Source organism: Tessaracoccus lacteus (assembly GCF_029917005.1).
In the GTDB taxonomy this organism is placed as follows: Bacteria; Actinomycetota; Actinomycetes; order Propionibacteriales; family Propionibacteriaceae; genus Arachnia; species Arachnia lactea.
Window position 1 is genome coordinate 1,469,078 of the sequence record NZ_CP123967.1, and the last position, 18,582, is coordinate 1,487,659.

Below are 18,582 nucleotides of genomic sequence, written 5' to 3' on the forward strand. Positions count from 1 at the left end.
TCCCACCATGTTACTTGGCCCGGCGACGGCCCATGACGACCGCGCAGGCGAAAGCGACGAGCGTCAGGACGCCCGCCCCCACCGAGATGGCCGGGCCCACGTGTACCGACAGGTTCACGTTGTAGCGCAGCGGGACCTCCGCGAAGCGGGTGGCCGACGTGAACTCGGTGGTCGGGTCCAGCACTCGGCCGTGCGTGTCGATCGGCGACGACACCGAGTTGAGCGTCGAGGCGAGGACCTCCCGTCCGAGTTCCATCGCCCGCACGCGGTTGATCGTGAGCTGTTGAGACACCTGGAAGGTGCCGCCGTAGGTATTGGTGTTGGACTGGCTGACGATGAGCTGAGCCCCAGCGAGCACGGTCTCATAGCTCGTGTCGTCGTAGGCAAGCTCGAAGCAGATGATGGTGCCGATCTGCAGGTTCGGGTGCCCGAGCAGCGGGGCCGTCACCACTCCGGGTGCGTCCCCGGGGATCGACTGTCTCCCGATCTGCTTCAGGATGGGCAGCCGGGGCAGCAGGAAGTCACGGAAGGGGATCCACTCGCCGAAGGGGACGAGATCGCGCTTGTGGTACGTCGAGCCAGGGCCGTCGACCGGGTCCCACCAGATGCTGGTGGTCTGCCGGGTGTCCTCCTGCTCGCCGTCGGTCACGGCACCTACGAGGATGGGCACCTGCGCCAGTGATGCCGCGGTCTCCACCAGCGATCGGGTCTCCGCGTCGTTGATCGGGTCGACGTCGGTCGCGTTCTCCGGCCACAGCACGAAGTCGATGTCCGTGGCCTGCGTGCGCGCCGTCGCGACGGCGAAGATGGTCTCGCTGAGGGCGTTGTTGGTCACGGAGCGGGCGTAGCTGGAGGTGCCGTGCTCGTTCCGGTTGACGTTCGGCTGCACCATCGCGACCGTGACGGACTCCTGCGGGGTGGCCCGGGGTACGAGGTTCAGGAGGCCGCCGACGACGAAAAGCGTGAGCACCACGGCCGCTCCGCGGCGCCACCTGGCCCGATCCAGCGCGACGTACAGCAGGGTCGTGCCGAGGACAGCGACGAGCAGGCTCACGCCCGCCAGCCCGATCCAGGCGTACCAGCCGCTCAGCGGGGTGTCGACGGCCGTGTAGCCGAGCCGGGACCAGGAGAACCCGCCGAAGGGGACCTTGCCGGAGGCGTACTCCATCGCCACGAATGCGGGCGGTACCAGGAGCGGCCACCAGCGCAGCCGCAGGAGTTGAGAGATGAACAGGCCGAGGAGGCCCCACCACAGCGCGAGGAACGCGATCAGCGCGACGCCCACGGCGGCCCCCAGCACCGAGATCCACGACACCGTGAGCGTGTTCATCGCGGCGCCGGTCAGGTAGCCGAGGCCGAACGCACGACCGGGGCTGCGGTCGATCAGGAGCCACGTGAATCCGGCCACCCCGAGGATGGTCAGCGGCCACAGCCCCATGGGGGCCTGTCCTGCGCCGATCAGCAGCCCGGAGGCGACGGCGAGTGCGAGCGAGAGGACCGGATGGAGGGTGGGGCGGGTCGGCACGGGGGCACTCTACCCGAGCGTGTCGGGTCGCCCGTCGGCCGGCAGCGGGCGCCTGCGGCTGTGCGGTGCTGGTCAGCAGGTCCATCCACTGCGGCGCGTAAACCGGGAATACGCCTCCCCATGCCTGCCCCCCGAGCAGGTAGTACCCGACTGCCCGGCGAGGCCGAGCAGCACGGCGCAGACGAGCATGCCACGATTGCGCCATGGCAACGCTGATGGCATTCGACACGTCGTACCTGTACTTCCGCGCGTTCTTCGGCGTGCCCGCCAGCTTCCGCTCCCCCGATGGGCACCCGGTCAACGCGATTCGCGGCACGATGGACTTCATCTCGAGGCTTGCGACCCAGTACGGGCCCGATCAGCTCGCCTGCGCCTGGGACGATGACTGGCGCCCGCAGTGGCGGGTGGACCTCGTGCCCTCGTACAAGACCCACCGCGTCGCCGAGGTGACGGCGGACGGCGCCGTGGAGGAGGCCGACGACGACCTCGGCTGGCAGGTCCCCCATATCCGGGCCTGCCTGGCGGCCGTCGGGATCCCCGTCATCGGGGCGAAGCACCACGAGGCGGACGATGTCCTCGCGTCGCTGGCGGCCCGGCACGACGGCCGGACGCTGGTCGTCACCGGCGACCGCGACCTGTTCCAGCTCGTCGACGACGAAACGTCGGTGGTGTACGTCGCCCGCGGCGTGGCTAAGCACGAGCTCGTCACACCGGATCTGCTCAGGGCGAAGTACGACCTCGTCGCAGGGCGATATGTCGACTTCGCGGTGCTCCGGGGCGACCCCTCCGATGGGCTGCCGGGCGTGAAGGGCATCGGCGAGAAGAGTGCAGCAACGCTGGTCGAGCGCTATCCCACCCTCGAGGCGATGGTCGAGGCCGCGGCCGACCCGGCGTCGGCCATGACGCCGTCGGTGAGGTCGAAACTGCTGGCCGACGTCGACTACCTGGCTCGCGCCAGGGAGGTCGTCACGGTCGTCAGGGACCTGGCCATTCCCACGCCTACGTACACCCCCGTCGACCAGGGCCGGGTGGACGACCTGACGAAGGCCCTCTCCCTTGGCGGCTCGCTGCGGCGGCTGGCCGACCACCGCCTCGCAGCCGGCCAGGAGCCCTCCGCGTCCTGAGAGCCTCCGCACGAGGCTCTCCCCGGCATCGCGGGCCGCGTCAGCGCCGGGCGTGCAGCAGGTACAGCGACGAGCTCGCCGCCCAGTTGGCCGCGAGATTGCCGAGCCGGTGCGGGTGGCCCTCCGCGTCGAGCGGGATCCGCCGGTCGATCTCCATCTCTAGGCTCCGGAAAAGCGGCTCCAGATCCGGCAGCGAGGAGTGGTGGAGGTTGGGCGTGTCGTACCAGTGGTACGGGAGGTCCTTCGACATAGGCATGTGGCCGCCCAGCAGCCGCAGCCGGTTGCGCCAGTAGGCGAAGTTCGGCATGGACACCACCGAGTGCACGGCGATGCGGCCCATCTCACGGAGGACCTCGCGCGGCCGGTGCACGGTCTGCAGCGTGCGCGAGAGCACGACGAAGTCGAAACTGTCGTCGCCGAACTCGGTGAGCTGGGTATCGAGGTCGAGCTCGATCACGTCGACCCCGGCCCGCAGACATGCCAGCACGTTGACGGGGTCGAGGTCGACTCCGACGCCTGTGCAGCCCTTCTCCGCGAGCAGCTGCAGAGTGTCCCCGTTGCCGCAGCCGAGGTCCAGCACGCGTGACCCCTCGGGCACGAGGTCGGCGATCAGTGTGAGGTCCGCCCGGAACTGCAGGCTCATGCGATCTCCTCCGCCGCCCGGTCCATGAATGCCCGCACCGAGGCGTGGTAGTCATCGATCTCCAGCAGGAAAGAGTCGTGCCCCCACGGCGAGGAGATCTCCCTGAACGAGGTCGGCAGCCGAGCCCCCTCCAGGTGGCGCACGATCCGCCGCGAGTGAGCGGTGGAGAACCGCCAGTCGGTGTCGAAGCTCATGATGAGGAAACGGACGGGGTCCGCGACCAGCAGGTCGAGCGCTCCGTCGCGCGAGAAGGGGTCGAAGTAGTCCATCGCCCTGGTCAGGTACAGGTAGCTGAGCGGGTCGAAGCGGCTGAGGAACCGTTGACCCTGGTGCTCGAGATAGCTCTCGACGGCGAAGTCGACGCCGAAGTTCGGCGACAGCTCGCCCTCTTGTGGAGAGCGGCCGAACTTCTCCTGGAATGCCTCCTCGGAGAGGTAGGTGATATGCGCCATCATCCGCGCCACCGACAGCCCCTTGCCGGGGAAGGCGCCCTGCGAGATGAAGCGGCCGTCGTGGAAGTCCGGGTCCCGCATGATCGCCTGGCGCCCTACCGCCGAGAAGGCGATGTTCTGAGCCGTGAGCCGACTCGAGGCAGCCAGGATCACGGCCCGGTCGAGGTCCTCGGGGTGGGTCAGGGCCCACTGGAGTACCTGCATTCCGCCGAGCGATCCCCCGACGACGGCGGCGAACCGCTCGATGCCCAGATGACGGGCGAGGCCGCGGTGCACCGAGACGAAGTCGGCCATGTCCAGCAGCGGGAAGTTCAGCTCATACGGCCGGTCGGTGCGCGGGTCGATCGACGACGGCCCCGTGGTGCCCTGGCAGCCACCCAGGATGTTGGAGGCCACCACGAACCAGCGGTCGGTGTCGATCGGGCGGCCGGGCCCGATGAGGTTGTCCCACCAGCCGGGGCGGGTGTCGCCGACGTGGTAGCCGGCGGCGTGCGCGTCGCCGGTCAGCGCGTGGCAGATGTAGATCGCGTTGCTGCGTTCGTCGTTGAGGGTCCCGTACGTCTCGTAGGCCACGTCGACGCGCGGCAGAGTGGCCCCGCTCGCGAGCACCAGCGGGTCGCCCGCGTCGAACACGCGCGCGGTGTGCGTCTCGACCACGCCAAGGCCTTCGGCAGCGGAGCTAGTCACGCGGTCATTGTTGCAAACTCTTGACCGCGGCGATCCGCTCGTTCATCGTGGGCAGATGAGTAGACACCCCTTTCACCTGACCCTCGACGCGAGTGACCCCACCGCCCTCGGCGAGTTCTGGGCACTGGCCCTCGGCTACCGCAGGGAGGACCCGCCCGCCCCGCACTCCACGTGGGAGGAGGCGCTGACCGCCTGGGGGCTGCCCGAGGAGCGGTGGAACGACGCCAACGCGATCGTCGACCCGACCGGCGCCGGTCCCCGCATCTTCATCCAGAAGGTCCCCGAGCCGAAGACAGCGAAGAACCGGCTCCATCTGGACGTGGTCGTCAGCGAGTCGGCCGAGGGCAAGGACAGGGGCGCGCTGCGCGCGAAGGCCGACGAGCTGGTGGCCGCCGGTGCGACCGAGACGCTGGTCTTCGACGACCCGATGCTCGGCCATTGGATCGTGATGGCGGACCCGGAGGGCAACGAGTTCTGCGTCATCTGAAGGCGCCGCGACACCGACCGTTGGCACGGCATGACGCGATACGCCCGACTTTGCAGACCTCGACGGACGCCTCAGGAGCACCGCTGTCGATCATGGCGAATACTCCGCCAATCACTCGGGAACGTCATAGTTCGACCCTGTACCAGTTGTAGAAGAAGAAGACGGACATTTCAACGGTGCCACCCGGTCCCTCCAGAGTGAGCGTGGACCTGCTGCCGTCTTCGTCACCCAGCCGCATCTGGACCTGATCCGCCGAGGAGGGCGCTCCCAACTGCTCGCGGACCTCCACTGCCAGTTCTTCCAGTTGCTCATCGGTCAGCTTGTCGACCAGGACCGCACACATGGCGGCAGGGTCTGAGGAGACCAGGGCATCCGTGAACTCCTGAGCAGCGACCACAGGCGTTGAGGCGCCACTGGGCAGCCCGTCGCACGAATAGACAGTTTTCGGGGTCCACCAAAGCTGCCAAAACGCCACGGCAGACAACGCGACAGCAGCCACAAGTAGTGCGCTCAGGAATGCAAGCACCCACCGCTTCATGAACCCCAGCTAATCACCGAACCGGAACCCTCAGTTCCGGGCCGGTGGATCGCCGCGCAGGTGTTCCTCGCCTCGCCGCAATCGACGTATCGCGCGACCGCATGCAGGCGCGGGCCTCCAAGTAGAGCTGGCGGATCGGATCACCCCATCCAGAGGCTGGCCGCCCCGATCAGATCCGGCCCGGCGGACAGGTCCGAGCTCGATGCCCCTGGACGGTGTCGGAGGAGGTGGCTGTGGGGCAGGCTCCGGCTCCGAGAAGGTTACGTCGCCGACGGGCCTCGCCTACCCCTTCAGGCCGCCCGCCAGGAGGCCGCGGACGAAGTACTTCTGCAGCGACAGGAACACGATGACCGGCACGATCATGGAGATGAACGCGCCGGCGGACAGCAGGTACCACTGGCCGCCGAGGGTGCCGGACATCTCTGCGACGCGGACCGTCAGCGGCGCGTTCTGCCGCGACGGGGCGAAGATCAGCGCGACGAGCAGATCGTTCCAGACCCACAGGAACTGGAAGATGCCGAAGCTCGCCAGTGCTGGCTTCATCAGCGGGAGGATGATGCGGAAGAAGATCTGGTTGTGCCCTGCGCCGTCGACCCTTGCCGCCTCCATGAGGTCGGGCGGCAGGTCCTTCATGAAGTTGTGGAGCAGGAACACCGCCAGCGGCAGCGCGAAGATGGAGTGCGAGAGCCAGACCCGCCAGAACGGCGTCAACTCCAGCACGTTGTAGACCTGCTGCAGCGGGATCAGCGCCACCTGCAGCGGGACGATCTGCAGGGCGAAGATGCCGACGAACAGCCAGTCGCGGCCGGGGAATTTCGTCCACGCGATCGCATAGGAGGCGAGGGCTGCGAGCAGCAGCGGGATGATCACCGCAGGGATGGTGATCACGATCGAGTTGATGAAGTAGTCGATCAGGCTCGTGGAGCCCCCGAAGAGCGCCTCCTGGTAGTTGCGCATGGTGAACCAGGGGTTCGTGAACGCTGTCCACCAGCCGGTGGTCTGGATGTCCTCCTGCGTACGGAAGGACGTGATGAGCAGCCCGAGGGTCGGCGTCGTCCAGGCCACGGCGAGCAGGACGGCCACCACGGAGGCCCAAGGGGACGAGATGGCGCGGGCGGCGTTGCCCGCTGCGGTCCTTGCCATGTCAGGCGTCCCTCCTCATCTGGATGACGTTGTAGATGACGATCGGCAGCACGAGGATGAACAGCAGGACCGCGATGGCGGCTCCCGTGCCGTACTCGAAGTACCTGAACGAGTAGTTGTAGAACTCCAGCGCGAGCACCGAGGTGTCGAACTGGCCGCCGGTCATGGTCCGCACGACGTCGAATACCTTCAGGGTGGCGATGCCCACGGTCGTCAGCACGACGACGACTGACCCGCGGATGCTTGGCAGCGTGATGCTGCGGAAGAGCCGCCAGCCGGTGCTGCCGTCGATCTTGGCTGCCTCGACGACTTCGTCCGGGATGGCCTTGATGGCGGCCGAGAGGACGGTCATGGCGAAGCCGGCCTGGATCCACACCATGACGACGATGAGCCAGAAGGTGTTCCACGGCCGCGACTGCATGAAGTCGACGGGGTCTCCCCCGAAGGTCGTGATGATGGCGTTGAAGAGGCCCGTCTGGGCAGCGCCGGCCGGGCGGTACTCGTAGACGAACTTCCAGATGATGGATGCGCCGACCATGGAGATGGCCATGGGCAGGAAGATGAGGGCCTTGGCGAAGGCCTCGAAGCGGGACCGGTCCACCAGCACGGCGTAGGCCAGCCCGACCACCGTGGCGAGCACCGGCACCGCGATCACCCAGACGGCCGTGTTGATCAACGGGCGCAGCAGCTCTGGGCTCGTGAAGATGTTCGCGAAGTTGGTCAGGCTGAAGCCGACGTCGCCCGTCGGGCCGCCGAAGGCCTGGCGGATCGTCAGGAGCGCCGGGTACACCAGCCCGGCTGCGAGCATGAGGACGACTGGGGCGACGTAGACGACCCCCTGCAGCCGGTCCGACGAGCGCGAGCGCAGCCGGCCGACGAGCCAGGCGATGCCCACGATGAGGGCGACAACCACGGCGAATAGCGCGATCGCGACGAACATCGCGAGGAACTTGTCAACGATCTGGTTCACGGAGTGTCTCCTGTCCGGACGGACGCCGGTGGGGCGGCTCTCAGGCCCGCCCCACCGGCCGAGTCAGATGGGGTCACGAAGGCCAGGACGATTCGATGAAGTCGAGGGTGTCCTGCGTGGACTGGCCGGTGATCCAGTCGGTCATGCCCTTCCAGAAGGTGCCGGCTCCCACCTTGGCAGGCATCATGTCGGAACCGTCGAAGCGGAACACCGCCGCCTCGTCCTGCAGCGTCGAGGCCGACAGCTGGTCCATCGGAGAGACGAGGTTGTTGATGTCGAGGCCCTTGTTCGCCGAGACCCAGCCACCGTTCGGGGTGTCCTTCGCCTTCTCGTTGGCCCAGTCCGCGCTGGAGAGGTAGGTCTGGAACGCCTGCACCTCTGGGCGGTCAGCGAAGGCAACGACGAACTCGCCACCGCCGAGGACCGGCTTCGCGGCGCTCGGGTCGACGGCCGGCAGGTAGAACGCCCACGCGTCGCCATTCTCGGAGACGTCGGTGCCCTCCGGCCAGTTGGCGGCGTAGAAGGACGCCTGGCGGTGCAGGTAGCACCCACCGGTCAGGATGGGCTGTCCGCCGTCCTGGAACGTGGTGGTCGCGATGGAGTTCACGTCGCCGAAGCCGCCGTTGACGTAGGCGCTGTCCTTGAGGATCGCGCCGACGGTGTCGAGAGCCTCCACGACCTGCGGGTCGTTGAACGGGATCTCGTGCGCGACCCACTGGTCGTAGACCTCCGGGGAGGCCGTGCGCATCAGCACATCCTCGAGCCAGTCGGTGCCGGGCCAGCCGGTGGCGTCGCCCGATCCGAAGCCCGCGCACCAAGGCTTGGCGTCAGGGTCGTCGGCGGCGATCTGCTTGGTCAGCGCCATCAGGTCGTCCCACGTCTCCGGAGTCTCGTAGCCCTTCTCCGCGAAGACCTTGGGCGAGTACCAGACGTACGACTTCACGTTCGCGCCCAGCGGGGCGGCGTAGAAGGTCCCGTCGACGGAGCCGTACTCCTTCCAGGCGGGGTCGAAGAACTCGTCGACGTTGGCCGCGGTCGCGTCGGGAGCGGCGACGACCTTGCCGGTGTCGTGGACCAGGGTCTGCAGAAGGCCGGGTTGCGGGACGTACGCGATGTCGGGCGCGTTGCCGCCCTTGACGCGCACGATGAGCTGGGCCTCGAACTCCTTCGAGCCCTCGTACTGCACGTCGACGCCCGTGCAGTCCTCGAAGGGCTTCCACGAATCGATGTGCGGCTGGTCCTCGGGGGCGACGATCGACGTGTAGACGGTCACGGTCGTGCCGTTCAGATCGCCGAAGGCCTCATAGGGCGAGCAGTCGAACGAGCCGGCCTCGCCGGCGCTCCCGGAGGTGGTGGCCTCGGCGGTGGTCGTGCTCGATTGCTGGGTATCTGCGCAGGCGGTCAGAAGCGCGGAAACTGCGACTCCTGAGGCCAGCAGGATCGCGGGGATTCTGCGACGTGCCACGGTGACTCCTTTGTTCCTGTGGTCGGTCTATGCAGGTGACAATAGGCCGCATCGGGCCTAGTAGGAACATGAAGGAGTCACATTATTGTAACGATGGGTATCGCGTACCACGCACGCGGCTCACTTCGTGGGAAGCGCTCTCACGCCGAAGAGGGCAGTTCCGATCCGCACGCAGGTCGCGCCCTCCTCGACGGCTGCTTCGAAATCTCCGGACATCCCCATGGACAGCTCTCCGTCGCCCACCAGTGACTCGTCCCGCCCGCGGTCGCGAAGCTCGCGCAGCAGCCGGAAGCAGCGCCGGACGGACTCCTCGTCCTCGGACCGGGCCGCCAGCGTCATGAGCCCGTTGACGCGCAGCGACGAAAACGGCCGGAGCGCTCGCAGTAGGTCGAGGGTCTCCCCCGGCGCGACGCCGGACTTGCTCGCCTCTCCGGAGGTGTTGACCTGGACGAGCACGACCATCCCGCGCCCCGCCGCCTGGAGGCGCCGGTCCAGGGCCTCGGCCAGCCGCAGTGAGTCGAGCGCCTGGAACTCGGTCGCGAAGGCGGCGACGTTGCGCGCCTTGTTGGTCTGCAGATGGCCGATCACCGCCCACTCGATGTCCAGGTCGGACAACTCGTGGTGTTTGCGGGCCGCCTCCTGCACCTTGTTCTCCCCCAGTCGGCGGCAGCCGGCCGCGACGGCCTCCCGCAGCCGGGCCGACTCCACGGTCTTGGTCACAGGGAGCAGCCGGATATCGACGGGGTTCCGGCCTGCGGACCTGGCGGCCAGGTCGATGCGTTCGCGGATAGCCTTCAGCCGGGTGGCGAACCCGCTGTCAGGGGTGGAATCAACCATGAGTTCATCCTCCCACGTCGGCACCGTCCGCGGACCTGGGCTACAGTGGCGCTGCGCCGAATATCGCGCAATGTCGGTTGTCAAATAGCTTCACCTTGTAGAGAGTGACCTCGATGAGACGCCTCAAGATCGGGTTGTGCCTTTCGCCGTCGTGGCTCCGCGGCGACACCTGGCGGCGCCCTGACTCGCGCGTCGAGGAGCTCTTCACGGCGGACTTCCATGTCGACGTCACCCGGCTGGCCGAGGCGGCCCATCTCGACTTCGTGTTCAAACCCGACGCCCTGTTGCTCGACCCGCGTGCCCTGGAGGAGGGGCCCGGCCTCAGCAGCCTTGAGCCACTCGTCCTCATGGGCCTCCTTGCGGCACACACGCGGCACATCGGGCTCATCGCGTCGGTCTCCGCGGCATACGCCCAGCCCTACACAGTTGCCCGTCAGCTGCAGTCGCTCGACCTGGTCTCCGGGGGGCGGGCCGGCTGGAACGTGATGGCCTCCCTGGGTGGCGCCGACAACTACGGCAATGTCCGACGCCCCCAGGATCCGCAGGCCAACGCGAGCGACTTCATCGAGGTTGTCGAGTCGCTGCGCCAGAGCTTCCCCGCCGACGCCCTGAGGATGGATCGCGCGACCGGTCAGTTCGCCGACGTCCGCAGGATCCGACGTGTCTCCCAGATCGGGCGCTACGCGTCCGCTGGGCCACTGACGACGCCCGCCCGCGACGAGCGGCGCCTTCCGCTCCTGCACGCTGGGGCGGCCCCCGGCGCCGAGGGATTCGCCGCCCGGCACGCCGCCGCCGTGTTCGTGATGCAGCCCGACGCGGAGACGGGGTTGGCGCAGGTCCGGGGCCTTGACGACGCCGCGGACTCGCTGGGGCGGCCACGACGGCCCCTCGTACTCCCGGGACTCTCCGTATGTCTGGCCGACACCCGGGAGGCGGCGCAGGCGCTAGCCGGCCGCGCGGACCTGGTCCCACGGGCCGGGAAGGCACGGCACTGGAGCATCGTCGGCACGGTGGCCGATGCCGTCAACGCCATCGTCGAGAGGGCGCGCTCCGGCGCCATCGACGGGCTCATCGCGTTGCCCGCCGGTTCGTGGCAGTCCCTGGAGTTGTTCACCACCCAGGTTGTGCCCGCCCTGGCCGCCGTGGGGTTGTTCCGTGAGGACTACTCCGGCTCGACGCTGGCGGAGCATCTCGCGGAGTACTGATCCGCGTGCGCACGCCCGTCGCTGGACTAGGGTCATGGGCATGTCAGAGGAGAACCTGCCAGGCGATGTGATCCGCACCCCCCGCAGGGCCATCGCCGGCCCGTTGCGGCTGGGCTTCACCGTTACGGTGGGTGGCCTGATCGCGCTGGCCCTCGGCGGTGCGCTCGCCAGCCTGTCCTCGGTGCTGGTGACCGTCGGCGTGGCTCTCTTCGTCGCCATGGCACTGGAGCCGCTCGTCCAGAAGCTGCAGAAGCGCGGCGTGGGCCGCGGCCTCGGCATCGTCATCGTGTTCGTCGTGTTCGCGCTGCTGATCGTGGGCCTGCTGGCGATCGTCGTTCCGGTGGCCTTCTCACAGATCGGCGAGCTCATCGTCCAGGCTCCGGCATTCATCCGTTCGCTGGAACAGCAGGCCTGGTACGAGCGGATCGTCGATGCGACAGGGCAGGCGGACCTGTATAGCGAGCTGCTAGCGCAGCTTCAGAGGTGGATCAGCGACCCCGCCAACCTGGCGGCTCTCGGCGGCGGGGCGCTCGCCATCGGGAGCAGCTTCGTCGAGGCGCTGTCCGGCGGTCTGCTGACCCTCGTCCTGACCCTGTACTTCCTTGCCTCCCTTGAGCAGGTCAAGGGGGCCGTGGTGCGGTTGAGCCCTGCCTACGTGAGGCCGCGGGTCTCCCGCGTTACAGACCAGCTGACGACCGCCGTCGGCGGCTACGTCTCCGGGATGGCCGTCCTGGCTTTCTGCAACGCTGTGGTCTGTTTCCTGATGCTGTCTGCCATCGGCGTCCCCTTCGCCGCTCTGCTCGGGGCGCTGGCGTTGGTCGTGACAATGATCCCAATGATCGGTTCTGTCATGCAGTGGATCATCGCCAGCATCGTCGCACTCTTCACGGTCGGGTGGATCGCGCTCGTCTTCGTGATCGTCTACTTCGCGTATATGCAGGTCGAGGCCTACCTGATGACGCCAAGGATCATGACCAAGGCCGTGTCCGTACCTGGCGCTCTTGTGCTCATCGGAGCCCTTGTGGGTGGCGCGCTCCTCGGGCTGCTCGGCGTGCTGATCGCCGTGCCGATCACCGCGTCGATCCTCATGGTCATCAACGAGATGGTCGTCCCGGTCCAGGACGCCAAGACGACTGCTGAGCTCTGAGCCGTTCCCCCGCGGAGACCATCCCGGTCTGAGGGCTCGGTAGGGTCGCGGCATGGCACTTGATCTCTCCCGATCCTTCGGCCAGGCGGCCTCGTCCTATGAGGCCGGCCGACCCGACTACCCGCCGCACGCGGTCGCCTGGCTGCTGGAGCGCGTTGCCGACCGACGCCCGCTCAGGGTGGCCGACGTCGGAGCCGGGACCGGCAAGCTGGCGCGGGTCGTCGGCCAGCTGGGAGCCCAGGTGGTGGCGGTCGACCCGGACCCGGCGATGCTCGTGGCACTCAACATGGCCGTGCCGTCCGTGCCCACGTTCCTCGGCACCGCCGAGTCCCTCCCCCTCCCGGACGACTCCGTCGACGCGGTCGTGCTCGGCCAGGCCTGGCACTGGGTCGATCCGGCCGCCGCGTCGCTGGAGGTCGGCCGCGTGCTGCGCGCGGGCGGCGCGCTCGGGCTGATCTGGAACTTCCGCGATGAGAACGTCGGCTGGGTCGCCGACCTCGGTGAGATCGTCGGTCCCAACGCCGCCGAGACGATGGACGCCGTCGGCGGCCCGCGCGTCGACGAGCCCTTCACCGGGCTCGAGGCGCGCACCTGGCGCTGGACCCGCACGGTGGACCGGGCGGGCGTCAGGGCCATGGTCCACTCGCGCAGCGGCTTCATCACGGCCACGACCGAGGAGAAGGTGCGCATCGACAGGGAGTTGTCGAGGCTGCTGGACTCCGTGAGAGCCGTCGGGGAGGCGACGGTCGAGCTGCCCTATGTCACGCGGGCCTACCGCGCGGTGCGCCCCTGAATCAGGAGCGCAGGATCTTCTCCATCGCCTTGCCCTTGGCCAGTTCGTCGACGAGCTTGTCCATGTAGCGCAGCTTGCGCATCAGTGGCTCCTCGATGTCCTGCACCCGGACTCCGCACACCACTCCCGTGATGAGGGAGGCGTTCGGGTTGAGGGTGGCCTCCTCGAAGAACTGCTCGAAGCTGGTCTCCTCGGCGACGAGCCGAGCGATGTCGTCGTCGTCGAAACCGGTCAGCCACGAGATGACCTGATGCAGTTCGGCCACCGTGCGGCCCTTCCGCTCCACCTTGTTGACGTAGTGCGGATACACCGATCCGAAAGGCATCCGGTAGACGCGCTCGTTCCTCGTGCTCGTGTCCATGGAGGCGATCGTAGCGGGGGCGGGTCACCGTCCCGCGCGCCGAAGGGCCCACCAGCAGAGCAGGGAACCGACGGCGACCAGCGCGACACCCTGCCAGAACGTGGGACTCAGCGCGGCACCGAGGATGATCGAGGCCGCCGCGGCCTGCAGGACCGGCGCGGCATACGAGGCGACGGACAGCACGTTCATGTTGCCCTTCCCGATCCCGACGTTCCAGCACGCGTACCCGGCGGCGATCACCGCCGCGCCTGCGATCAGGCTGAGCACGCCGCGCGCCGTCACGGCGTCGGGGGCGGGCGCGCCGCCGGCGAGCCACAGCACCCACAGCGCGACCGCGACCGAGCACATGAACAGCGTGATGCCGTCGTGGCCCTTGGCGAGCGGAGGCACCAGCACGCTGTAGCTGGCCCAGGCGACGGCGCCGCTCAGCGCCAGGGCGTAGGGCAACGGGTTCGTCGCGATGTTGGCGATGATGCCCACCGGGTTGAGTCCCCGTTCCCCGCCGACGACCCAGGCGACGCCCGCCGTCGCGACGACCAGGCCGGGGACCAGCGCCCACACCCCGCGGCGGCCGGGCCTGATGAGGACGGTGAGGAGGACGGTCAGCGTCGGCCACAGGTGGTTGACGATGCTGACCTCGATGGCCTGGTTCGGCCCGTGCGCGAGCCCGATCGCCAGCGACACGGCCACCTCGTAGAAGACGAACAGTCCCCCACCGATCAGCAGGTATCGACGGGGCATGGTGGACAGGGACCGGGGACGCCGCGTGACCCACAGCGCAGCCCCGGCCAGCGTGTAGAGCAGCGCCGCGCCGAGCGTCGGGCCGAAGGCGTCTGCGGCGACGCGGATGAATCCGACGTAGCCTGCCCAGATCACCAGCGCCGACAGTCCGATGAGCGTGGCGCTGCGGGAGACGGGCGGCCGGGAGTGCATGCGCACACGCTAGTGGGACCGGATTCGGCGGGCGGCACCCCAGCGGATCGGTCCGTCAGGCGGTCAGGAGACGTAGGGCGTGCCCACGGTGTGGAACGTCTCGATGGTCTTCAGTCCCCAGGCCTGGCCCTTCTTCCGTTCCGCCTCCGTCCAGGTCACGAGCGGCCAGTCGGGCGCGAGGACGGGGCGCGTGAGCGGGTTGCACAGCTCGATGCGGTTGCCGCCCGGCTCCCAGACGTAGAGGAAGAAGGTCTGCTGGATGGCGTGCTTGTGGAGCCCGGTCTCGATCTGGATGCCCGTGACGATGGCGAGGTCACAGGCGCGCAGGAAGTCGTTCCGCTCGTCGGTGGCGAAGGCGATGTGGTGGAGGCGGCCGCGGGAACCCGTCCAGTCCTCGGTGTAGACCACGTCGTATGACTTGTTGTTGTAGCTGAGCCAGCGTGCCGCGACGCGGCCGGAGTCGAGCTGGATCTGCTCGGTGGGGCGCCCGCCGAGCAGCTTCTCGTGGAAGTCCGAGTTGGCGAGGACGTCGGCCGCGAGGAAGTTCACGTGATCGAGCCTGCGGACCCCCACCCCGCGGTTCGGCTTGGCCTGGGCCTGATTCTTCAGCGCGGGCCGCTGGGCCTCCGGGGCGGTGTACCGGGTGGTGTCGTAGTACAGGTCCAGCGGGTGTCCGTCGGGGTCCTGGGTGCAACGTCCGCCCGATGCCCGCGGTGGCGTCACCGTCGACCCACCGGCCGACCCCGCCGGCGTCGAGCACGGCGCGCGCCCGCCGCTCGAGGGCGGCGGCGCTCGAGGCGTGCAGCGAGATCCGGCCGAAGCCCGGAGTGTCGCGGCCCGTCACGATCAGGCTCGTCTGCTTGTAGTCAAGGAGCGACGAGACGCGCTTGATGAAGGCGACGGGAAGCGCTGCTCAGTCGGCCATATGTCCGGCGCTTTGCAGTGGTTGCTCCGAAGGAGAAGGCGCTCTGGAGTTCTCTCCTCAAGTGGTCCACGGTGGTGTCAAGGCGTGGAAGCAACATGGGGTTCGCCGGCCAGTAGCCGGGTGAAATGCCTCTGTCGGGGTGAGGTAGCCCAGCCGGCGGCGGGGGCGGTTGTTGATCTCCCCGGCGATCGCGGTGAGGTAGGGCTGATGATCGGGGATCTTCGTGCCCTTGGGAAGGTACTCCCGGTAGAGCCGGTTCGTGTTCTCGTTCGATGGTCGCTGCCAGGGCGAGTGGGGGTCAGCGAAGTAGACCGGCATCGCGGTCGCGAGGGTGACCTTGGCGTAGTGGGCCATCTCGCTTGCCTGGTCCCAGGCCAGCGAGGCCCGCATCATCTCAGGCAGAGCGTTGAAGTACTTGATAACGGTATCCGCAGCGTGTTCGGCGTGTTTCGAGGGCAGGGCCAGCAGTCCGGTGAAGCCGCTCATCCGCTCCACCAGCGTTGCCGCGCAGGAGGCGCCGTTTTTCCCGATGATCAGGTCCCCTTCCCAGTGGCCGGGGACCGGCGCTCGGCGGCGTCCTCGCCCCGTTCGGAGAGTGGAACCATTCCGATGATCGGCCCGCCCCGTGACCGGCCCGTGGTGCGCGGCTTCCGCGTGGTCCTCTTGGATTGCAGGAAGATGCCCTTGCGGGCGAGTTCTCCGCGGGGGATGGCGTAGATGTACTGGTAGATCGCCTCGCCGGAGACGGTCCGGCCTGCTGCGTCGGGAGAGTTGCCCATGCGCTCAACGGTCGGGTCTGCGGCTTCCAGACGCAAGTGGCCCGCGATCTCGTTCGGGGTCCACGACGGCCAGGTCCGCTTCCACGCGGGCCTGGAGCACCGGGTCGGCGGCGACCTTCCGCGCCCGGAAGCGGGAACGGCGGCGCTGCGCGGCCACGTCCGCGGTCACGGCCTGGCAGCCGCGAGTCTTGGTAGTGTTCCGGTGGATCTCCCGGAAGATCGCCCAAGCGCAACTACCCAGGTGACGAGCGAGCTTCCGGACTCCCCAGCCGGCCTCCGACGCGGTCGAGATATCCGACCGATCAGAAAACGACAACGCCATCCGCACCATCCGAGCACCCCGATCGATCGCCCACGCCAGCCAGGGGGTGTTCCTACGACGCCAAGACACCGCCCACGTGGTCTCCGTGGAATGTAGGTCTGAGTAGCTCGGGGAGGAACCGGACAATGGTGGTGCCGGCAATGTCTCCTGCACCACCATTGTCTGATGTGAATCAGTTGATGGTGATTGCCTTGGACGACTTCGTGAGCTCAAGTCCAACGCTGTTGTAGCCGATATTCAGGCCTCCCCAACCGGCGCTGACCGAGACGACTGATCCACCCTGATTGGCTTCGTAGTCGAAGGCGGCCTGAACCTTCTTGGAGCCGCATCCCTTGGTGTCGTACTTCACCGTGAAAGCGCCGACGTCAGCCTGATTTGCGAACCCTGATGTGGTTGCGTTGACGTTCCAGATCGGGGAGTTGGTGCCGACACCTGCAGATCGGAGCGATGTGCGCTTGGTTGAAGCACCGGTAACGCTCTTGGTCGAGGAGGCGTGTCCAGACATGGTCCCACAGCCACTGCTGAACCGGAGCGCAGCGAAATCCAGCGGTGCCCCCTGCCCGGAGAAGCTGTCTCGCCAGTTGAAGGAGCCCGTCACAACCTTGGTCGTGCCGACCGACCCGGAGACGATGCTCACAGTGAACACGTCGTCGGGGAAGTTGCCGCACGCCGTCGGACCTCCGGGGGTCACGGTTGTCGGGTCGAGTCCAGGTACCTCGTCCACGAAGAGAGTTTGGGTGGAAGCGGTCGACGTGCCTCCCAGTGACCGGACGAGTTCCTGGAAACCCTCGACGTCAGCCGGGTGTTCGTCCGCGTAGGCGGTGACCTGTGCGATGAATTCCTTCTCGCTAACTGTATCTGACGCGAATGCTCCGGTCGGGACGAGGAGCGCGCATGCGCTGAGAGCCGCAGTGGATGCTGCAAGCGCTCGCTGAATGTGTCAATTCAAGAAAATCTCCTAGAAACTCAGACCTCCGCGTTGAGGTGTTCGCCATACTAGCAGTGGGAATCTGGCGGCGGCAACGGGTGGTATCTGCCTGGCATGCCCGCGGGGTGGGCGTCTGAAAGTCGTCTGCTCCGAACGAGTTCCGTGGTGGCGTCGTGCGCGGCGATGGGCCGCGATCCCAGTGTATTTGTCAAGAAGTCCGCAATATACTTTATTGTTCAATCCATCACCCTGTGGAGGTGGAGGGATCGCACATTCACGATATGGGCACTGGGTCTGGCCGGCCCTGCGCAGACGGCACTGAACTGTGCGAAGCTGGCAGATGAATCCGTCGGGGGGAAGGTGAAGACAGAGGCTCTTCGGCGCATACCGGGATGCCTGTGGCCGGGGACCCTGCAGGGAAAGCGACCCCGACTGTCTGTGACGCAGCCTGCTGCCACTGGTATCCCAGCGGCAGTGCGGTATCGAGCACTCGAGTCCGCCAATCTGCTCTACTGCCGGCGGCCGGCGAACCCCAGACACCACGAACGAGGTTGGCAGCCCAGCCTCTTGACCGCCGCGACGCTGGGTCCCAAGAGGGCAACGCGACGCGGAGAAGCGTGCCGTTCGCGCGGCGCTACCGGGGGACGTCGTTGGTGGTCGCCCCCGGAGCGATGTCCGCAGTGCTCGCGGCGTCGCGGATCCCACCGGCGACAGCCCTTCGAACCACCCAGTAGAGGACGTAGAAGGCGACAGCGGCCGTGACGACAGTGAAGACGATGCTTGTGAGCGGGTCCATGCTCCCAATCTCCCACATGTATCTCTCGGACGGCCACAGCCTGCTCCGTGGGGAGCCCCTTTGTATGCTGCGAAACCTTGCGGGCAGCGCCGGTGTCCACAACTCAGAAGAGAACCGACGGCATGAACGAGACAGAGACTGCCCCGGCAGCGACTCGATGGTCGAAGTACCCGCGAGACCCACCCGCTCAACCAGCAACCAAGACGAGCCGCCAGCCGGTCGTCGGTTCGGTGTTCGCCTCCAACCTGGCCGGGCTCCTCGCGGAGCGCATGCCCGCGGAGGCCGCGGCGAGCGTCGCAGACACGAGCAGCTTCACGCCCGAGCTGGTCCACTCCCTGCCGGACGCGGTGCAGAGCATCATCGTCGGCGCCCACAACGACGCCCTGACCCCCGTCTACCTGTGGCTGGCCCCGCTGGCGGCCGTTGCGGTCGTGGTGCTGGTGTTCATCCGCCCGAAGCCGCTCGCCACCTCCATCGACCGCGCGGTCAAGGATGCCAGGAAGCTGAAGGAAGCCGCCTGAG

Annotated in this window: 22 protein-coding genes; 6 read left to right on the forward strand and 16 right to left on the reverse strand. The window is 67.7% G+C overall.

Going from position 1 to position 18,582, the window contains the following annotated elements:
* Window positions 1-10: 10 nt before the first annotated feature.
* Complete coding sequence (gene lnt, locus QH948_RS06730) at window positions 11-1,525, reverse strand: apolipoprotein N-acyltransferase (protein ID WP_281146059.1); 1,515 nt, start codon at window positions 1,523-1,525, stop codon at window positions 11-13.
* A 203-nt stretch (window positions 1,526-1,728) separates the two neighbouring features.
* Between lnt and QH948_RS06735 the strand changes: the two genes are divergently transcribed.
* Window positions 1,729-2,649, forward strand: coding sequence for a 5'-3' exonuclease (locus QH948_RS06735; RefSeq protein ID WP_281146060.1), 921 nt, complete (start codon window positions 1,729-1,731; stop codon window positions 2,647-2,649).
* 40 nt (window positions 2,650-2,689) lie between these two features.
* On the opposite strand, the gene metW is transcribed toward QH948_RS06735, so the two are convergent.
* Both metW and metX read right to left on the reverse strand, forming a co-directional pair.
* Window positions 2,690-3,292, reverse strand: coding sequence for a methionine biosynthesis protein MetW (gene metW, locus QH948_RS06740; protein ID WP_219079775.1), 603 nt, complete (start codon window positions 3,290-3,292; stop codon window positions 2,690-2,692).
* Window positions 3,289-4,431 carry a homoserine O-acetyltransferase MetX gene (gene metX / locus QH948_RS06745; RefSeq protein WP_281146061.1) on the reverse strand — a complete coding sequence of 381 codons (1,143 nt, stop codon included), beginning with the start codon at window positions 4,429-4,431 and terminating at the stop codon, window positions 3,289-3,291. Before metX ends, metW begins: the two co-directional genes overlap by 4 nt.
* A 55-nt stretch (window positions 4,432-4,486) precedes the next feature.
* Between metX and QH948_RS06750 the strand changes: the two genes are divergently transcribed.
* Complete coding sequence (locus tag QH948_RS06750) at window positions 4,487-4,918, forward strand: VOC family protein (RefSeq protein ID WP_281146062.1); 432 nt, start codon at window positions 4,487-4,489, stop codon at window positions 4,916-4,918.
* Between the two features lie 124 nt (window positions 4,919-5,042).
* Here QH948_RS06750 and QH948_RS06755 read toward each other — a convergent pair whose 3' ends face one another.
* The 5 genes from QH948_RS06755 to QH948_RS06775 form a co-directional block, all read right to left on the reverse strand.
* A complete protein-coding gene (locus QH948_RS06755) occupies window positions 5,043-5,456 on the reverse strand; it encodes a hypothetical protein (RefSeq protein WP_281146063.1) in 414 nt (137 codons plus the stop codon).
* 282 nt (window positions 5,457-5,738) lie between these two features.
* The gene (locus QH948_RS06760; protein ID WP_281146064.1) at window positions 5,739-6,599 is read right to left on the reverse strand and encodes a carbohydrate ABC transporter permease; all 861 of its coding nucleotides are present in this window, start codon (window positions 6,597-6,599) and stop codon (window positions 5,739-5,741) included.
* A gap of 1 nt (window position 6,600) precedes the next feature.
* Window positions 6,601-7,569, reverse strand: a complete 969-nt coding sequence (locus QH948_RS06765) for a carbohydrate ABC transporter permease (protein WP_281146065.1) — start codon at window positions 7,567-7,569, stop codon at window positions 6,601-6,603.
* A gap of 73 nt (window positions 7,570-7,642) precedes the next feature.
* Window positions 7,643-9,034 (reverse strand): ABC transporter substrate-binding protein, encoded by a 1,392-nt coding sequence (locus QH948_RS06770; protein WP_281146066.1) that lies wholly within the window; start codon window positions 9,032-9,034, stop codon window positions 7,643-7,645.
* 120 nt (window positions 9,035-9,154) lie between these two features.
* On the reverse strand, window positions 9,155-9,871 hold the full coding sequence (locus tag QH948_RS06775; RefSeq protein ID WP_281146067.1) for a YggS family pyridoxal phosphate-dependent enzyme: 717 nt from the start codon (window positions 9,869-9,871) through the stop codon (window positions 9,155-9,157).
* Between the two features lie 113 nt (window positions 9,872-9,984).
* On the opposite strand from QH948_RS06775, the gene QH948_RS06780 reads away from it, so the two are divergent.
* From QH948_RS06780 to QH948_RS06790, 3 genes are read left to right on the forward strand one after another with little or no spacing between them, the layout of a single operon-like run.
* Entirely contained in the window at window positions 9,985-11,076 is a 1,092-nt protein-coding gene (locus QH948_RS06780; RefSeq protein ID WP_281146068.1) for an LLM class flavin-dependent oxidoreductase, read from the forward strand.
* A gap of 40 nt (window positions 11,077-11,116) precedes the next feature.
* Window positions 11,117-12,223 carry an AI-2E family transporter gene (locus QH948_RS06785; protein WP_281146069.1) on the forward strand — a complete coding sequence of 369 codons (1,107 nt, stop codon included), beginning with the start codon at window positions 11,117-11,119 and terminating at the stop codon, window positions 12,221-12,223.
* 52 nt (window positions 12,224-12,275) lie between these two features.
* A complete protein-coding gene (locus QH948_RS06790; protein WP_281146070.1) occupies window positions 12,276-13,016 on the forward strand; it encodes a class I SAM-dependent methyltransferase in 741 nt (246 codons plus the stop codon).
* 1 nt (window position 13,017) lies between these two features.
* Here the strand turns inward: QH948_RS06790 and QH948_RS06795 are convergent, their stop codons facing one another.
* From QH948_RS06795 to QH948_RS06825, 8 genes are all read right to left on the reverse strand, one after another.
* Complete coding sequence (locus QH948_RS06795) at window positions 13,018-13,377, reverse strand: DUF2200 domain-containing protein (RefSeq protein WP_219079750.1); 360 nt, start codon at window positions 13,375-13,377, stop codon at window positions 13,018-13,020.
* Between the two features lie 24 nt (window positions 13,378-13,401).
* Window positions 13,402-14,310 carry an aromatic amino acid DMT transporter YddG gene (gene yddG / locus QH948_RS06800; protein WP_281146071.1) on the reverse strand — a complete coding sequence of 303 codons (909 nt, stop codon included), beginning with the start codon at window positions 14,308-14,310 and terminating at the stop codon, window positions 13,402-13,404.
* Window positions 14,311-14,373: 63 nt separating this feature from the next.
* Window positions 14,374-15,033, reverse strand: a complete 660-nt coding sequence (locus tag QH948_RS06805) for a VOC family protein (protein WP_281146072.1) — start codon at window positions 15,031-15,033, stop codon at window positions 14,374-14,376.
* Between the two features lie 259 nt (window positions 15,034-15,292).
* On the reverse strand, window positions 15,293-15,772 hold the full coding sequence (locus tag QH948_RS06810; protein ID WP_348634954.1) for an IS30 family transposase: 480 nt from the start codon (window positions 15,770-15,772) through the stop codon (window positions 15,293-15,295).
* Window positions 15,769-16,014 (reverse strand): hypothetical protein, encoded by a 246-nt coding sequence (locus QH948_RS06815; protein WP_255555829.1) that lies wholly within the window; start codon window positions 16,012-16,014, stop codon window positions 15,769-15,771. Before QH948_RS06815 ends, QH948_RS06810 begins: the two co-directional genes overlap by 4 nt.
* Window positions 16,015-16,018: 4 nt before the next feature.
* Window positions 16,019-16,495 (reverse strand): helix-turn-helix domain-containing protein, encoded by a 477-nt coding sequence (locus QH948_RS14090; protein ID WP_348634947.1) that lies wholly within the window; start codon window positions 16,493-16,495, stop codon window positions 16,019-16,021.
* 13 nt (window positions 16,496-16,508) lie between these two features.
* Window positions 16,509-17,060, reverse strand: coding sequence for a hypothetical protein (locus QH948_RS06820; protein ID WP_281146073.1), 552 nt, complete (start codon window positions 17,058-17,060; stop codon window positions 16,509-16,511).
* A gap of 838 nt (window positions 17,061-17,898) precedes the next feature.
* On the reverse strand, window positions 17,899-18,060 hold the full coding sequence (locus tag QH948_RS06825; protein WP_219079745.1) for a hypothetical protein: 162 nt from the start codon (window positions 18,058-18,060) through the stop codon (window positions 17,899-17,901).
* 122 nt (window positions 18,061-18,182) lie between these two features.
* Between QH948_RS06825 and QH948_RS06830 the strand changes: the two genes are divergently transcribed.
* Window positions 18,183-18,581: a hypothetical protein gene (locus QH948_RS06830; RefSeq protein WP_281146074.1), complete on the forward strand. Its 399-nt coding sequence runs from the start codon at window positions 18,183-18,185 to the stop codon at window positions 18,579-18,581.
* Window position 18,582: the final 1 nt, after the last annotated feature.

What these genes read in the sequence shown, in the direction of transcription:
- QH948_RS06735 (WP_281146060.1), top strand. Translation starts at nt 1,729, where the DNA reads ATGGCAACGCTGATGGCATTCGACACGTCGTACCTGTACTTCCGCGCG.
- metW (WP_219079775.1), bottom strand. Translation starts at nt 3,292, where the DNA reads ATGAGCCTGCAGTTCCGGGCGGACCTCACACTGATCGCCGACCTCGTG.
- QH948_RS06750 (WP_281146062.1), top strand. Translation starts at nt 4,487, where the DNA reads ATGAGTAGACACCCCTTTCACCTGACCCTCGACGCGAGTGACCCCACC.
- QH948_RS06755 (WP_281146063.1), bottom strand. Translation starts at nt 5,456, where the DNA reads ATGAAGCGGTGGGTGCTTGCATTCCTGAGCGCACTACTTGTGGCTGCT.
- QH948_RS06760 (WP_281146064.1), bottom strand. Translation starts at nt 6,599, where the DNA reads ATGGCAAGGACCGCAGCGGGCAACGCCGCCCGCGCCATCTCGTCCCCT.
- QH948_RS06775 (WP_281146067.1), bottom strand. Translation starts at nt 9,871, where the DNA reads ATGGTTGATTCCACCCCTGACAGCGGGTTCGCCACCCGGCTGAAGGCT.
- QH948_RS06780 (WP_281146068.1), top strand. Translation starts at nt 9,985, where the DNA reads ATGAGACGCCTCAAGATCGGGTTGTGCCTTTCGCCGTCGTGGCTCCGC.
- QH948_RS06785 (WP_281146069.1), top strand. Translation starts at nt 11,117, where the DNA reads ATGTCAGAGGAGAACCTGCCAGGCGATGTGATCCGCACCCCCCGCAGG.
- QH948_RS06790 (WP_281146070.1), top strand. Translation starts at nt 12,276, where the DNA reads ATGGCACTTGATCTCTCCCGATCCTTCGGCCAGGCGGCCTCGTCCTAT.
- QH948_RS06795 (WP_219079750.1), bottom strand. Translation starts at nt 13,377, where the DNA reads ATGGACACGAGCACGAGGAACGAGCGCGTCTACCGGATGCCTTTCGGA.
- yddG (WP_281146071.1), bottom strand. Translation starts at nt 14,310, where the DNA reads ATGCACTCCCGGCCGCCCGTCTCCCGCAGCGCCACGCTCATCGGACTG.
- QH948_RS06815 (WP_255555829.1), bottom strand. Translation starts at nt 16,014, where the DNA reads ATGGGCAACTCTCCCGACGCAGCAGGCCGGACCGTCTCCGGCGAGGCG.
- QH948_RS14090 (WP_348634947.1), bottom strand. Translation starts at nt 16,495, where the DNA reads ATGGTGGTGCAGGAGACATTGCCGGCACCACCATTGTCCGGTTCCTCC.
- QH948_RS06825 (WP_219079745.1), bottom strand. Translation starts at nt 18,060, where the DNA reads ATGGACCCGCTCACAAGCATCGTCTTCACTGTCGTCACGGCCGCTGTC.
- QH948_RS06830 (WP_281146074.1), top strand. Translation starts at nt 18,183, where the DNA reads ATGAACGAGACAGAGACTGCCCCGGCAGCGACTCGATGGTCGAAGTAC.